Source organism: Collimonas sp. (assembly GCF_035566555.1).
Lineage (GTDB): Bacteria > Pseudomonadota > Gammaproteobacteria > Burkholderiales > Burkholderiaceae_D > Collimonas.
This window is the reverse complement of the sequence record NZ_DATMRB010000006.1, coordinates 31,077-43,783: the sequence shown is the minus strand read 5'-3', so window position 1 is coordinate 43,783 and position 12,707 is coordinate 31,077. Positions and strand designations below refer to the sequence as shown.

The window sequence follows — 12,707 nt, the reverse complement described above, 5'->3', positions numbered from 1 at the left end:
GACGTAGGACATCAGCGCCGGCACAAACACGGCGACGCCGAATAAGACGACGCCTGCATTGTGGAATTCAACTGTAATCTTGTCCAGCACACCCTTGCGCCGCCAGTGGTCGCACGACAGGTACATGGCTTTTTGCGGCGCGCCGGCGCATTTGATCGGCATTGCCGGCTGACAGAATAAGGCTTTGCCTTGTTTTAACTGCGACACCAGCTGCCAGGTATACGGCGCCAGGTCGTAGCGGTAGTTGGAGGTGACGCCATTGCGGCCCAGGGTCTGTTCCAGGCCCTCGATTTTTTCCCAGGCCAGGCGCAGGCCGGGACAGACAATCAACTGCTGGTAGGCAATCAGGCTGCCGTCGTCGAGCCGCAGGCGGTTATGGTCAGGCAGGAATTCCGCCACCGAACGCTGCAGCCATTGCGTGGATTGTGGGATCACCGAGGCCATCGGCCGCACCGTTTTTTTCTGCGAGTAGACGCCGGCGCCGACCAGGGTCCATGCCGGCTGGTAGTAGTGCCGGCTGGCGGGATCGATCATGGCGATCTGGATATTCGGCGCGCGCCGCAGCAAGCTGGCGGCGACGGCGATGCCGGCAGCGCCGGCGCCGACGATGACGACTTCAAATTGACGCGGCTTGTCGTGCGCTGTTCCTTCCGGCAATGCAAGACTGCTGGTCTCGGCCGCATTCGCCAGGCGGAAGATATTGGTCGAGCGGTTGCCGGTGCGGCAAAAAGCCAGGATAGGGGGCGGCATGCTGATCAGCAGCCGGCGCAAGGCGGCGCCATGCTCTTTGCTGAGATGGGTGGCGTCTGCCGGCAGATAGCTGAACGCCAGCCCGAATTTTTCGCAGGCGGCAGCCAGCTTCCCGCTGGAGACATGACGGCCGCCGTCTTCGCTGTCGGGGCGGTTGCAAATCACGGATCGGTAGCCGGCGGCGGCAATTTCGCGCAAATCTTCCTGGTCGATCTGGCCGGTAGTTGAAAATAACTCGCTATGCTTGATGATATTAAGATTCATAGGTGATGCTTCCATCTTCACGGGTGATTGGCACTGCTTGCCTGCGCAAGATCCGGCTGCGCGATATACCGACAGATGAGACATGACACGACACTGGCGGCGCATCCGGTATCGCTACGCGACGCTATCGCCCCAGGTCGCAAATGTTAAGATGGCAAGGTAGAAGCACGCATCATGTCCGCACAGCCTGGATGGCGTGGCGAGTGCGGGGAATGGCCTTCCGTGCGTCAAACCATGTAACAATTCGCGGTTAGTTCGGGGCAGTTCGTGCGTATTGAATGCTCCTGTGAAACGTTGTGTTAGTTGCTTTATTGCTACTTATTTAATTGTTAATAATATAGAGATAGATTAAGCAATTGTCAATGTTATATATATTTAAATATAGTTACCTATTGTTAAGTTTAAGGAAGTGATTTGATGCCTAGTCCTCAGGTGGAAGTGATTTTTGATCAGGGTACGTCGACATTTACCTATGTCGTCTACGAGACGGCCGGCAGCGAATGCGCCGTCGTCGATTCGGTGCTTGACTACGATCCGGTGGCTGGCCATACCTCGACCGCTGCTGCCGATCGCGTGATCGAATTCGTGCGCGCCAAGAACCTGAAAGTGCAATGGCTGCTGGAAACCCATGCGCATGCCGACCACATTTCCGCGGCGCCCTATTTGCGCCGGCAGCTCGGCGGCGCCATTGCGATCGGCGACCAGATCCGGGTAGTGCAGGGAGTGTTCAAGAAAGTCTTCAACCTGGAGTCGGAATTTTTGCTGGACGGCGCCCAGTTTGACCGCCTGTTTGCGGCCGACGAGGTGTTCTATATCGGCAAGCTGCGCGCGCAGGCGCTGCATGTGCCCGGCCATACGCCGGCCGACATGGCTTATCTGGTGGAGCAGGAGACGGCGTTTGTCGGCGACACCTTGTTCATGCCGGACCTGGGCTCGGCGCGCTGCGATTTCCCCGGCGGCAGCGCTAGCAGCCTGTATCGTTCGGTGCGCAGCCTATTGTCGCTGCCGGCGGCGACCCGGCTGTTTGTCTGCCACGATTATCCGCCGCCGGGACGCGCGCCGGCCTGTGTCGCCACGGTAGCAGAGCAGCGTGCAAAGAATATCCATGTCCGCGACGGCGTCAGCGAAAGCGAGTTCATCGCCATGCGCACCGCGCGCGACGCCAGCCTGGGTCTGCCGACCTTGATGCTGCCGTCGATCCAGCTCAACATCTGCGCCGGGGTATTGCCGGCGGCGGAGAAGAACGGCGTCAGCTACCTCAAGATTCCCTTGAATGTAATGCTATAGAGTTCTTAGAAGGAGGAGCCCGGCTGCTGCAGGAATAGCTGTTCCTCCGGCGTCGATGGCCGCTGCAGGATACGGTTGCGATGCGGGAAACGGCCGAAGCGGGCGATGATGTCGCGGTGGCGTACGGCAGACGACAGGTAGCCGGCAAAGCGCTGCTTGTGACTGGCCGGGACTTGATCGGCCAGCGCGGCGCAGAGCGCCACGGCTTGCTCCTGGTCTACCGGCAATTCTGAATGGGTCAGCGGCAGATGCACGAAACTGCGTTCGATCGGGCGCAGGGCATTATAAAAATCAGGCTGCAGGCCAAGTCTGCAAAAATGGCGCGCCTGCGCATCGAAGGCGAATGAGCGTGGCGTATCGCGGTACATATTGCGGGGAAACTGGTCATGCAGGATCACCAGCGCCAGCACGCCTTGCGCTGTGGTCTCCCAGCCGGATAACTGCTGCTCTCCGGCTGCCAGCAATGTGCTTTCAAAGCGTTCCCTGATCAGCAGGTCGACGGCCGGCTTCTTGCTCCACCACAGACCCGCTTGCTGGCTGGCGACAACGCCGTCGTCCGGATGGTCGCCGAACCAGAACTGCCTGATCGTCACACTATCTTCCGCCATTCTGTCTGTCCCCGATGCGTCAGGCGTGGCCGGCTTGCGCGGTTTCCCTGCCGCGCTACGGCGCAGGGAAATGCCGTTCAGTTTGCCGCGCGCCGCGGCAGCACGTAGATCAGCAGGTCGCCGATGGTGACTTTTTGTCCAGCCACGATCTTGCAGGTCTTGCGCAATTCGACCTTGCCGTCCACCGATACCACGCCGCTGGCGACCAGCGCCTTGCCGGCGCCGCCGCTGTCGCAGACGCCGGTCAGCTTGAGCAGTTGATTGAGTTCGACGTAATCGCTGTTGAGGCGTAATTCCAGTTGTTGCATAGCATTCCGATGAGGGTAGTGATGAAAAGATTAAACGCTGGCGCTTTTTTGCAGCGCCAGCTGGGCCTGATCGAGCCAGGCGCCAAGATGGGTAAGCAGGTCTTGCTGGCTGTATGAGCAGCTTTCTTCCGAAAACAGGCTGGCGGCTTCCAGCCGGCCGAGGATATCTTCCGCCACTTCGGCAAAACGCGGCGGCAATGCCGACAGCAGAGCGGTCTGCGCACGCCAGGTCCGGCACAGGCCGGCGATGCCGGCTGGGGTGTTGCGCATGGCGCTGACGGCGCTGCGCAGCAATTGAACGGTTTCTTGATGTGGCATGCTGATGAGTCGCGATGAAGGAATTGGGGGTAGTGTCTGAGCTGGCGGTTGGCCCGGTCGCCGCGGATTGGCGCTGCCGGTCACTTGGACAAGCCGGGTGTGCCGGCTTGTCTGGTGCAATCGATTACAGCGTCTTTACTTCAAAGGTATTGCAGGATTTGACTTCACCGCTGCTGACGCCTTGCTTGAACCAGCGCACCCGTTGCGCCGAGGTGCCATGGGTGAACGAGTCCGGCACCACATAACCCTGTTCCTGTTTCTGCAAGGCGTCGTCGCCGATGGCGGTGGCGGCATTCAGCGCGCCTTCGACATCGCCTTGTTCCAGGATGCTGCGCGCCTGGTTGGCATGGAAGGCCCAGACCCCGGCCAGGCAGTCAGCTTGCAGTTCCAACCGTACCGACATGGCGTTGGCCTGGGCCTTCGACATCTGGCGCTCGGCGTTGTTGACCTTGTCCATCACGCCCATCAGGTTTTGTACATGGTGGCCGACTTCATGGGCGATCACGTAAGCCTGAGCAAATTCGCCGGAGACATGAAAGCGTTGCTGCATCAGCTGATAGAAGCTGAGGTCGATGTAGACTTTACGGTCGCCGGGGCAGTAGAACGGTCCGGAAGCGGTCTGGCCGGTGCCGCATGCAGTCTGGGTGGCGCCTGAAAACAAGACCAGCTTCGGCGGTGCATACGTCTTGCCGTTGGCGCGGAAAATCTGGGTCCAGACATCTTCGGTGTCGGCCAGCACGGTCTTGACGAACTTGGTCTGGCGGTCTTCCGGCTGGTTGGCGCGGTTGGGCGCAGGCGCCTGCTGGGATTGCGGCTGGGTGACCGGACCGCCGCTCAGCAGGCTGATGACGGTAGTCGGGCTGATGCCGAAGAAGTACGAAGCCACCAGGGCAATCGCAATGGTTCCGAGGCCGATCGAGCGGCCGCCAAATCCGCCGCCACCACCGCCATCGCCGCGGCGGTCTTCGACGTTGTCACTTTCCCGATTGCCTTCCCATTTCATGGTCGTTACCCCTGGTGATTTGTTGTCCTGAATAGAAGGCAATTCTAACGGAAAGCAGCAGCAATTAGGAGCAAGCGACGAATGCCGGAAACAGATGCGGTGCGACAGGACGGCTTATTTAAAGTCCCATTTCATCTGTTCTGCAATCGGGATGTGCTTTGCCGACTCGACGCACAGCGCGACGTAGTCGGTAAACATCGGCGCCGGACGGATTCCTTCGGCCAGCAGGTTGTTGTTGTCGAATACATAATTGAGGCCTGCGAAGGCGCCATACAGCTTGAGGGCGCGCAGCAGCAGGCGGTCATTGCATTCCGGCACGCACTCGCGCATGCGCGGCAGCAGGGTGGCGATGGCGTCCGGCGTGATTTGCTTGTAGGTCGCGCCGATCGGTTCGATGCCGCGTGCCGCCGCCAATGCCAGGTCGATCTCGCGGAACGAGACGCTGGAACCCTGGCCGGCCGAGATATGGAAGACGTTGTGCGTCAGGGTTTTCTTTTGCGCCAGATCGATGATCGCTTGCGCGCACCAGTCCACCGGCACCACGTCCACTTTTTCATCGAGGGCGGTGGTCAGCGCGCCGAGCAGTTGCCACACCATGAAGACCCAGAAAATGCTTTGCGACGGTGCGCAGCCGAGCAAGGTATGGCCGACGATGATCGATGGCCTGACGTAGATCACCGGCAGGTCGGGATACATGTCGCGCAGTTTCTTTTCACCCATTGCCTTGGAGCGGGTATACGCCACCAGGTGCTCGTCGCCCAGAGGCAGGTCGATGTTTTCCTTGACCACGGCATTGATGCCGGCGCCTTCGCCGCAGGCCATGGCGGTGCCGATGTACATGAAGCGCTTCAGTGCCGGGCGCCGGTGCATCAGCTTGCCGAGCGCCACGGTGCCGTCGACGTTGATCTTTTCCAGCGAAGGATGATTCGAGAAAGTTGCCAAGGCCGCGGAATGGACGACCACCGATACCTGGTCCAGGCGTGGGTCGCCGGCGACGTTGTCGAGCTCCGACAAGTCCGAGCAGAGAATCTGTTCGACGCCGATTTGCGCGATATCGGCCGCGCTGGCGCCCAGCAATTTCAAGTTCTTGATAACCCGGGCGTGTGCCGCCGCAGGAGTGTCTGCGCGTGCCAGCAACAGCAGATTCTTGCCTAGTCCACGGTGAATTGCTTCGACAGCGTTGGCGCCACCCAGAAAGCCGGTCGCACCGGTCATCAAAATTAAATTATTCATTAAAGGCTAAGTGCTCTTGTAACTAGTTTGCTACGGGTTGATGACTGGCCGCTGGTGGGCCGGCTACGTGGTGCACATTGCAGTATGGGCTGAGCCGCTCAGGCTCGGCATTTGGTTTTCTACGTTTTCCCACAACAATGCGCAACAATGCGCAACTATGCATGCAATGTAACGCGCGATTCTATACTATGGTTGACAGATCGATACAAAGATTTACAAAGGGTTGCATGTTGTTTATTCAGTATCTTCATACTTATTTCCAAAGCGCCGCCTAGAATAAGCTAACACATTGTTGTTTAACATTTAAATTTGCTGTTCGTGAACTTTTCTCCTTTGAAAAGTGACCAAAGGGTAAAGAATTACTCTATTTCCTTAACTGGGCCATGGTGTTCCAGGCAACGCATTTGCCTGACATGCCCACCTACATTCGGTGACGTCCTGTCTTCTTGACCGTGTTCCGCGCTGGCGGCGGTCATGCGCAAGATTCGTCGCAAGGACAACCGTCAAATTGGGAGCAAGCATGTTCTATTGGATTGCAGCGTTGCTTATCGGCGCTTTGGCATTGATGCAGCTGCGTGTCGGCGCCTGGGTTTGGCTGGGCGCCATATTGGTGTGGATCGCCGGCGGCTTCTGGCTGGCGGGCATTGGCGCACTGGCGGCGATATTGCTGTCGCTGCTGCTGCTGGTTCCGGCCCTGATCGTGGCGCTCAAGCCGCTGCGTCTTCGCCTGCTGAGCGGGCCGATACTGCAGATGTTCCAGCGCATCCTGCCGCGCATGTCGCAGACCGAACGCGACGCCATCGAGGCCGGCACCACCTGGTGGGATGCCGAACTGTTTTCCGGCAAGCCGGCGTGGGACAAGCTGCTGCAGCTGGCGCCGCCCAAGCTGACGGCGGAGGAGCAGGATTTTCTTGATCATGAAGTCGAGCAGCTGTGCGGCCTGGTCAGCGACTGGGAGAGTACTGAAATCTGGCAGGACCTGTCGCCGCAGGCCTGGCAGTTCGTCAAGGACAAGGGTTTCCTCGGCATGATCATTCCGAAGCAGTACGGCGGCAAAGAGTTTTCCGCCTACATGCATTCGCAGGTGATCATGAAGCTGTCGTCGCACTGTTCGGCGGCGGCGATTTCGGTGATGGTGCCGAACTCGCTCGGTCCGGCCGAGCTGTTGCTGCACTACGGCAGCGAAGCGCAAAAAGACTATTTTCTGCCGCGGCTTGCCGCCGGCGAAGAAATCCCGTGCTTCGCGCTGACCAGCCCCTATGCCGGCTCCGATGCGGCTGCGATACCGGACGTCGGCGTGGTATGCATGGGGCAGTACGATGGCCAGGACATGCTTGGCTTTCGTCTCACCTGGGACAAACGCTATATCACCCTGGGTCCGGTCGCCACCGTGCTGGGGCTGGCCTTTCGGGTGCAGGATCCGGACCGCCTGCTGAGCGCCGGCGATAGCCAGGCGGAAACGGATCTCGGCATTACCTGCGCCTTGATTCCGACCAACCATCCCGGCGTGGTCACCGGCCGCCGCCACTGGCCGCTGAATGCGGTGTTCCAGAATGGTCCGACTTCCGGCAAGGATGTGTTCATCCCGCTGGACTGGGTGATCGGCGGCCGCCAACAGATCGGCAAGGGCTGGCGCATGCTGATGGAATGCCTGGCTGCCGGCCGCGCGATTTCCTTACCGTCTTCCACCGTCGGTTTTTCCAAGCTGGCAGTGCGCGGCACCAGCGCTTATGCGGCAATGCGCCATCAGTTCCGCATCCCGATCGGCAAGTTTGAAGGCATCCATGAAATGCTGGCGCGCATGGGCGGCAACCTGTACCTGATGGATGCCGTGCGGCGGCTGTCGGCGCTGGCAGTAGATGCCGGCGAAAAGCCATCGGTGATTTCCGCGATCTCGAAATACCATGTAACCGAGCGCGGCCGCATCCTGGTGAACGCCGGCATGGACGTCTTGGGCGGCAAGGGCATCTGCATGGGACCGAACAATTTCCTGGCGCGCAGCTACCAGCAGATGCCGATCGCCATCACGGTCGAAGGCGCGAATATCCTGACGCGCTGCCTGATCATCTTCGGCCAGGGCGCGATCCGCTGCCATCCCTATGTGCTGAAGGAAATGGCGGCGGCGGGCGAGCCGGACCGGCAGAAGGCGCTGGCCGATTTCGATGAGGCATTCTTCGGCCATATCAGTTTTGTCTGCGCCAATTTTTCACGAACCCTGGTGGCGGGCCTGTCGGGCGGCAGTTTCCCGGCGGCGCCGAGCGCGGCGCCGGCTGAGCTGCGCCATTTCTATCGTGCCGTCAACCGCATGTCGGCGGCGTTCGCCCTGCTGAGCGATCAGTCGATGTTCGTTTTTGGCGGTTCGCTGAAATTCCGTGAGCGGATATCCGGACGCCTGGGCGACATCCTGTCGCAGCTCTATCTGATTTCCAGCGTGCTCAAGCGCTATGAAGACGACGGCCGTCCGCAAGAAGATCTGCCTTATGTGCATTGGGCGATACAGGATGCCTTGCATCAGGCCCAGGAGGCTTATCTTGGCGTGCTCGACAATTTCCCGAACCGGCCGTTGGCGCTCTTGTTGCGGGTCATTACGTTTCCTTTCGGCCGGCCTTATCACAAGCCGTCGGATGCGCTCGACAGCGCCGTGGCGAAAGCCATGCAAACCAATGGCGCCAGCCGTGACCGCCTGGTTGGCGACATCCATTTGCCCAGCGCCGAACAGTCGCCGCAAGCTTTTGGCGAGCTGGCTTTCCAGCTGATTCCGCAAGTGAATGCGATCGAGGCACGGCTCAAGCCCGCCCTGAAGGCCGGCACCTTGGCGCCGATGCCGCAAAGCCTGATCGAGCTGCATGGCTGGGCCACGGCGGCTGCGGCCTCAGGTGCGATCACGCAAGAAGAGGCGCAGGTGCTGCAGGATTTCGCCCGTTACGGCGATATCAGCGTGCAGGTGGACGATTTCCCGCAGGACTTCAACCGGCTCGAATCGGTGCAGGCCCGAGGCTAGCCTTGAATTTCCAATAACGACAATATTTGCAACAAAGAAGAAAGACGTTTTATGACGACCCTCGTTCAACCGGGCCTTAAATTGCGCCCGCTGGAGCGCAACGATCTGCACTTCGTGCATCAGCTCGACAATAACAGCCACATCATGCGCTACTGGTTCGAAGAGCCGTACGAAGCATATGTCGAGCTGACGCAATTATATGACCAGCACGTGCACGACCAGAGCGAGCGCCGCTTCATCCTCGAAAGCGATAACGGCGAAATGGTGGGACTGGTCGAACTGGTCGAGATCACCCATATCCACCGCCGCGCCGAATTCCAGATCATCGTGGCGCCGAGCGCCCAGGGCCGGGGCTATGCCGAACGGGCCACCCGGCTGGCGATCGAGTACGCGTTTTGCGTACTCAACCTGTACAAGCTGTATTTATATGTCGACAAGGAAAACCATAAGGCGATCCATATTTACCAGAAGTGCGGCTTTGAGCTGGAAAGCGAGCTGAAAAGCGAATTTTTCATCAATGGGGTGTATCGCGATGCGATCCGCATGTGCATGTTCCAGCCGGAATACTTGGCCAAGCGTCCGCGCTGATGTTGTTTTCTGGTGGATTGGCCGGCCTGGACCTGCCTGTGTCGGCAAATAAAACATAACTCAATCTTGACTTAGTAGTTTCTAAGATATATCTTATTATCTCATTCAACGAGATAAGGAAGAACCATGTTTGGGCATCGAAGAGGCTGTGACCACAGCCGCATGCATCAAGGTCATGAAAGGCAACATCGGGGCGGCGGCTTGTTTGAGCGTGGCGGCCGGCGTGAAGGCGGGCGTGGCGGCCGCATGTTTGAGCAAGGAAGCCTGCGGCTGGTGATACTCAATCTGCTGCAGGAAAAGCCGCGCCACGGCTACGAAGTCATCAAGGCGATCGAGGAACTGGTCGGCGGCGATTACAGCCCGAGCCCGGGTGTGATCTATCCCACCCTGACCCTGCTGGAAGAACTGGGCTACGCAGCGATCGAAGCGGAAGCGGGCGGCAAGAAGCTGTATCGATTGACACCAGAGGGCGCGGCGTTCCTGGCGGCCAACAGCGAAGCCTTGAATCTGGCGCTACAACGGCTGGAAGCCGCGCAACGCGCATCGGGCAGTTCAGCGCCGGAATTGAAGCGCGCCATGGTGAACTTCAGGATGGCGATACACACCCGGCTGGAAAAGGGCGAACTGACCCAAGAGCAGATCCACGCCATCGTCGATGCCATCGACCTGGCCGCGGTGAAGATCGAGCGCGTCTGAGAGCGTCCGGCGACTGTAAGAACTGTCTGGAAAAAGGAGTCACCATGCGTGAACACCGCTACCGCATTACCCTGGAGCACCTGGCGACGCCGAAGCAGGGCGAGCCGACCAACGCAGCAATCCATTTTGAAACCGGCAATCACGACGATCTGTTCGCGATTATCGGCAAGGTGCGCGCCAGAGGCCAGTTTGACGACGATACTGCGGCGTCGCTGGCGCTGGGTTTGAAGCTGTTTACCGAAGTCATGCTGAAAAACCGTAGCGATCCGCTGTTCGCCGAGATTCACCAGCCGATGCGCGATTTCATCCAGAAATTGAAAGCGGGGCCGCAGGCAGCGGCGCCGGCGTCGGAAACCTAGAATTAAAGTAGCGATTGCCCCGGCGGGACGCCGTCCGGGCAATGTGTAAACGAGCGGGGCCAGGATAATTTTCGTCTGAACAGTCGGAAATTATCCTGGCCCCGCTTTGTCGTGTGCTGTTTTCATCACACCGGCAGTACGCTGCCGGCAGTGCTGCTAGCCGCGCGCCGGCGCAATCATCTCGGCGTATTCGTAGAGCGTGCCGAGGATTTCTTCGCCGCGCTCGTCGGCGGTCTCCGACAGATTGTCGATTTCTTCAAACAGCATGTCGACCGTACGCGCCTTGCCTTCGCCGTCGAACAGGCGCGCCGCGCGGTGTTCTTCCCAGCGCTCCTGCTCTTCCGGGCTCAAGGTGTCGGGGAAATTACGGGCGCGGTAGCGGAAAGTCAGTTCTTCCAGGCGCTGGTCGTCGAAACTGATATGCGCTGCCGCCAGCTTTTGTGGCGTCATGGCGCGCAGATCGTTCAGCTTGCGCCTGTCGTTGTTGCCGACAAAGCCGCCGTACAAGTCTTCGTCGACATCGCTAGCGCCTTCGTCCGGACGCTGGAACACCTGGCGCCACAGGCCGCTCAGGTCGGGCGCCTGCGCCGCGATTTTCGCATGTTTCAAGGCTTGCGGAATGTCGATGCCCCACTGTGCCGCCATGGCGGTCGACAGGGTTTGCAGCTTGTTGATCACCATCGGCGATTTGTTCAGGTGCACCGATTTCAGGGGTAGCCGGGTCACGCCTTCGGGCAGGTCGGCGGATCTGCTGAACAGGCGGGTGCGGACGGTGTCGGCGTCGAGCGCAAACAGTTCGCTCGGATCGTAGGCCAGGTCCCAGGCCAGTATTTCATTCTTGTTGGTCGGATGCACGCCGAGCGGCCACATGACGGCCAGGCAACCATGCTCGGCCGGGAACATGCCGGAAATATGCAAGAAGGGACGTGGCGTCGGCAAGCCGATTTCAGCGCCGGCGCGATCTTTCTTGTGCAGCGCCAGACAGAAGTCGAACAGCTTCGGCTGGTGCTGGCGGATCAGGCGCGCCAGGGCAATCGTCGCCCGCACGTCGGACAGCGCATCATGTGCGGCTTCGTGGCTGAGGCCGTTGGCCTTGGTCAGCAGTTCGAGGCGGAAGCTGGGCCGTCCCTCGTCGTTGTGCGGCCACTGGATGCCGTCCGGCCGCAGGGCGTAGGCGGTGCGCACTACATCCAGGATATCCCAGCGGCCGCACTGGTTCTGCCATTCGCGCGCATAGGGATCGATCAGGTTGCGCCAGAACAGGAAGCGCGTGACTTCATCGTCGAAGCGGATGGTGTTGTAGCCGACGCCGATGGTGCCGGGTTCGGAAAACGCTTTTTCAATCTGGGCGGCGAACTGATATTCCGGAATGCCGTGCTGCAGGCAATGCTGGGGTGTGATGCCGGTAATCAGGCAAGACTGTGGATCCGGCAGGAAATCATTGGCCGGCTGGCAATACAGCATGATCGGTTCGCCGATCTCGTTCAGCTCGGCGTCGGTGCGGATCGCCGCAAACTGGGCCGGACGGTCACGGCGCGGCTGCACGCCGAAGGTTTCGTAGTCGTGCCAGAGGAAGGTGTGGTTAGACATCAGAGCTAGGCTGGTAAGGAAGGTGCTGCAGTTTACAGGCATCTTTCCTTGCCTGTATAGCAGTTTTACAACACATTAAGACAAATCCTAGGATGTGCTGGAAAACCGCGTTTAGCCCCTTAAATTCACAAAACTGATAACTGCTATTGGCAATCGAAATTGGATATTTGATGGGGAAACGCTATTCTGATTGTGCGACGCAACAATTGGCTTGCGGTGAACGCAAAACGAAAGAGGAATTCATCATGTCTACAATGACAATCAGCAACAGCTCCAGCATTGCCCGTCCAGCACCAGCAGTCCGTGCTGCCGCAGTTACCCGTCCGGCCGCGCCAGCCGTGCAAAGCGCCAGCGCCCTGAGCAAGGTCGCCGCATTCTTCAAGCGTCTCGGTACCGCCTACGAACGTTCGGAAGCGGCACGCAAGGAAGCCTACCTGGCAGAAGCTGTCGACCTGTACGACCTGGAATACCGCATGCAACGCCTGGACCGTGAAAGCGCCCAGACTGCAGCATGGATCAAGGGTTTCTAAGACTGCATCATAGTCTGAAATCTTGCTTGGGCGGAATTGCCGGAGTTGCCGGCAATTCAAGGTCAGCAGTAGTTGTTTGCAGTAAGTAGTACAGTTTTAGCAGTTGTTCCAACATCTCGTAGTACATTGCCGCTGCGTAGCAGTCGGGCATCCCGCCGGCACAGGCCGTCAG

At 59.3% G+C, this 12,707-nt stretch carries 14 protein-coding genes; 7 read left to right on the top strand and 7 right to left on the bottom strand.

Annotation, left to right across the window (positions count from 1 at the left end; all coding sequences use genetic code 11):
• The coding region (locus VNZ65_RS00830) for a beta-lactamase hydrolase domain-containing protein (protein ID WP_325665115.1) at positions 1–1,014 on the bottom strand (1,014 nt) is incomplete at its 3' end.
• A gap of 417 nt (positions 1,015–1,431) precedes the next feature.
• On the opposite strand from VNZ65_RS00830, the gene VNZ65_RS00825 reads away from it, so the two are divergent.
• Entirely contained in the window at positions 1,432–2,301 is an 870-nt protein-coding gene (locus VNZ65_RS00825; protein WP_325665113.1) for an MBL fold metallo-hydrolase, read from the top strand.
• A gap of 5 nt (positions 2,302–2,306) precedes the next feature.
• On the opposite strand, the gene VNZ65_RS00820 is transcribed toward VNZ65_RS00825, so the two are convergent.
• The 5 genes from VNZ65_RS00820 to VNZ65_RS00800 all read right to left on the bottom strand — a co-directional run bounded on the left by VNZ65_RS00820 (position 2,307) and on the right by VNZ65_RS00800 (position 5,771).
• On the bottom strand, positions 2,307–2,909 hold the full coding sequence (locus VNZ65_RS00820) for a DUF924 family protein (protein ID WP_325665111.1): 603 nt from the start codon (positions 2,907–2,909) through the stop codon (positions 2,307–2,309).
• 77 nt (positions 2,910–2,986) lie between these two features.
• Complete coding sequence (locus VNZ65_RS00815) at positions 2,987–3,217, bottom strand: RNA-binding S4 domain-containing protein (protein WP_211444559.1); 231 nt, start codon at positions 3,215–3,217, stop codon at positions 2,987–2,989.
• A 30-nt stretch (positions 3,218–3,247) separates the two neighbouring features.
• On the bottom strand, positions 3,248–3,535 hold the full coding sequence (locus VNZ65_RS00810) for a hypothetical protein (RefSeq protein WP_325665108.1): 288 nt from the start codon (positions 3,533–3,535) through the stop codon (positions 3,248–3,250).
• A 124-nt stretch (positions 3,536–3,659) separates the two neighbouring features.
• Positions 3,660–4,538 (bottom strand): KPN_02809 family neutral zinc metallopeptidase, encoded by an 879-nt coding sequence (gene ypfJ / locus VNZ65_RS00805; protein ID WP_325665106.1) that lies wholly within the window; start codon positions 4,536–4,538, stop codon positions 3,660–3,662.
• Between the two features lie 114 nt (positions 4,539–4,652).
• A complete protein-coding gene (locus VNZ65_RS00800) occupies positions 4,653–5,771 on the bottom strand; it encodes an SDR family oxidoreductase (RefSeq protein WP_325665104.1) in 1,119 nt (372 codons plus the stop codon).
• 520 nt (positions 5,772–6,291) lie between these two features.
• Here VNZ65_RS00800 and VNZ65_RS00795 point away from each other — a divergent pair.
• The 5 genes from VNZ65_RS00795 (at position 6,292) to VNZ65_RS00775 (ending at position 10,415) form a co-directional block, all read left to right on the top strand.
• Positions 6,292–8,772, top strand: coding sequence for an acyl-CoA dehydrogenase (locus VNZ65_RS00795; protein ID WP_325665102.1), 2,481 nt, complete (start codon positions 6,292–6,294; stop codon positions 8,770–8,772).
• Between the two features lie 51 nt (positions 8,773–8,823).
• A complete protein-coding gene (gene speG / locus VNZ65_RS00790) occupies positions 8,824–9,360 on the top strand; it encodes a spermidine N1-acetyltransferase (RefSeq protein WP_211444554.1) in 537 nt (178 codons plus the stop codon).
• A 130-nt stretch (positions 9,361–9,490) separates the two neighbouring features.
• Positions 9,491–9,637, top strand: coding sequence for a hypothetical protein (locus VNZ65_RS00785; protein WP_325665100.1), 147 nt, complete (start codon positions 9,491–9,493; stop codon positions 9,635–9,637).
• Positions 9,607–10,056, top strand: coding sequence for a PadR family transcriptional regulator (locus VNZ65_RS00780; protein WP_325665098.1), 450 nt, complete (start codon positions 9,607–9,609; stop codon positions 10,054–10,056). Before VNZ65_RS00785 ends, VNZ65_RS00780 begins: the two co-directional genes overlap by 31 nt.
• A 44-nt stretch (positions 10,057–10,100) precedes the next feature.
• Complete coding sequence (locus VNZ65_RS00775; RefSeq protein ID WP_325665096.1) at positions 10,101–10,415, top strand: DUF3861 domain-containing protein; 315 nt, start codon at positions 10,101–10,103, stop codon at positions 10,413–10,415.
• A gap of 156 nt (positions 10,416–10,571) precedes the next feature.
• On the opposite strand, the gene sbcB is transcribed toward VNZ65_RS00775, so the two are convergent.
• Positions 10,572–12,005 carry an exodeoxyribonuclease I gene (gene sbcB / locus VNZ65_RS00770; protein ID WP_325665094.1) on the bottom strand — a complete coding sequence of 478 codons (1,434 nt, stop codon included), beginning with the start codon at positions 12,003–12,005 and terminating at the stop codon, positions 10,572–10,574.
• Between the two features lie 356 nt (positions 12,006–12,361).
• On the opposite strand from sbcB, the gene VNZ65_RS00765 reads away from it, so the two are divergent.
• Positions 12,362–12,535: a DUF3563 family protein gene (locus VNZ65_RS00765; protein WP_231880138.1), complete on the top strand. Its 174-nt coding sequence runs from the start codon at positions 12,362–12,364 to the stop codon at positions 12,533–12,535.
• The last annotated feature ends 172 nt before the right edge of the window (positions 12,536–12,707 follow it).

Bases quoted from the DNA above. Each gene is read 5' to 3' on its own strand.
- VNZ65_RS00825 (WP_325665113.1), top strand. From the start codon at position 1,432: ATGCCTAGTCCTCAGGTGGAAGTGATTTTTGATCAGGGTACGTCGACA.
- VNZ65_RS00820 (WP_325665111.1), bottom strand. From the start codon at position 2,909: ATGGCGGAAGATAGTGTGACGATCAGGCAGTTCTGGTTCGGCGACCAT.
- VNZ65_RS00815 (WP_211444559.1), bottom strand. From the start codon at position 3,217: ATGCAACAACTGGAATTACGCCTCAACAGCGATTACGTCGAACTCAAT.
- VNZ65_RS00810 (WP_325665108.1), bottom strand. From the start codon at position 3,535: ATGCCACATCAAGAAACCGTTCAATTGCTGCGCAGCGCCGTCAGCGCC.
- ypfJ (WP_325665106.1), bottom strand. From the start codon at position 4,538: ATGAAATGGGAAGGCAATCGGGAAAGTGACAACGTCGAAGACCGCCGC.
- VNZ65_RS00800 (WP_325665104.1), bottom strand. From the start codon at position 5,771: ATGAATAATTTAATTTTGATGACCGGTGCGACCGGCTTTCTGGGTGGC.
- VNZ65_RS00795 (WP_325665102.1), top strand. From the start codon at position 6,292: ATGTTCTATTGGATTGCAGCGTTGCTTATCGGCGCTTTGGCATTGATG.
- speG (WP_211444554.1), top strand. From the start codon at position 8,824: ATGACGACCCTCGTTCAACCGGGCCTTAAATTGCGCCCGCTGGAGCGC.
- VNZ65_RS00780 (WP_325665098.1), top strand. From the start codon at position 9,607: ATGTTTGAGCAAGGAAGCCTGCGGCTGGTGATACTCAATCTGCTGCAG.
- VNZ65_RS00775 (WP_325665096.1), top strand. From the start codon at position 10,101: ATGCGTGAACACCGCTACCGCATTACCCTGGAGCACCTGGCGACGCCG.
- sbcB (WP_325665094.1), bottom strand. From the start codon at position 12,005: ATGTCTAACCACACCTTCCTCTGGCACGACTACGAAACCTTCGGCGTG.